Source organism: Actinoplanes sp. ATCC 53533 (genome assembly GCF_003947245.1).
This window is the reverse complement of the sequence record NZ_QHHV01000560.1, coordinates 1-965: the sequence shown is the minus strand read 5'-3', so window position 1 is coordinate 965 and position 965 is coordinate 1. Positions and strand designations below refer to the sequence as shown.

The window sequence follows — 965 nt, the reverse complement described above, 5'->3', positions numbered from 1 at the left end:
CCGGGGCGATCTGGTATCCGATGGTCTACGAGCTGCCGCAGGCGGCGAAGACGGCGTTCGGTAAGCAGAAGCGTGACCGCCAGTTCGACCGCACCTGGCGCTATATCGATGATCTGAAGGCCGACCATGTCTTCCCGATCGCGGGCCCGCCGTGTTTCCTGGATGACGAGTTGTGGCAGTTCAACGACATCCATGGTGACGAGGGAAACATCTTCCCCGATCAGTCGGTGTTCCTGAGCGAGTACGCGAAGGTGGGCGGCACCAACGCCGTGGTCCTGTTGCCGGGCAGCGTCACGACGCTGGCGGCGGAGTCCATCGAGACCACGCACCCGACGGATGTGGATGAGTTCTTCGCCAACAAGAAGGCGCACCTCGAGGAGATGCGTGAGCGTAAGGCGCCGATCATCGCGGCGGAGAAGGCGTCCTGGCGGCACCCGGAGATCGACGTGCTGGGCGAGCTGAAGAAGCGCATCGAGCCCCTCCTCGAGGAGTCCCTCTTGATGGCCAACGGGGTCGGCGGCCCGGTCCGCTTCGACCTGACGGACTCGTTCGGCTCGGGCGGCGAGGTCGTCGAGTCGATCGTCGTGGACTTCCCGGGCAAGCAGGTCCGGCCGTACGGCGACGAGAAGGTCCGCTACCGCTTCAAGACCGGCCGCGCCCTGATCGAGCACCTGATCTTCATCGACGAGGGCGACTGGGTGAACTCGCTCTTCCTGTCCTGCCGCTTCTCGGCGGCGCGGATCGGGCAGTACAACGAGTTCGTCTACGCCTTCTTCAAGTGCCTCTCCGAGGAACGCTTGCAGTACGCCGAGGGCTGGTACGACGAGCACGAGCGCTCCGTCGACGCCGAGGACACCACGATCGGCGACTGGAACGTGCAGCGCCGCTGCCCGCACCTGAAGGCCGACCTGTCCCGCTTCGGAGTGCTCGACGGCAACACGCTGACCTGCCAGCTGCACGGCTGG

At 65.4% G+C, this 965-nt stretch carries 1 protein-coding gene; it reads left to right on the top strand.

Annotated features, from left to right (window positions below; translation table 11 throughout):
• On the top strand, window positions 1-965 hold a 965-nt coding region (locus DMB66_RS60015), incomplete at both ends, for a Rieske 2Fe-2S domain-containing protein (RefSeq protein WP_148112985.1).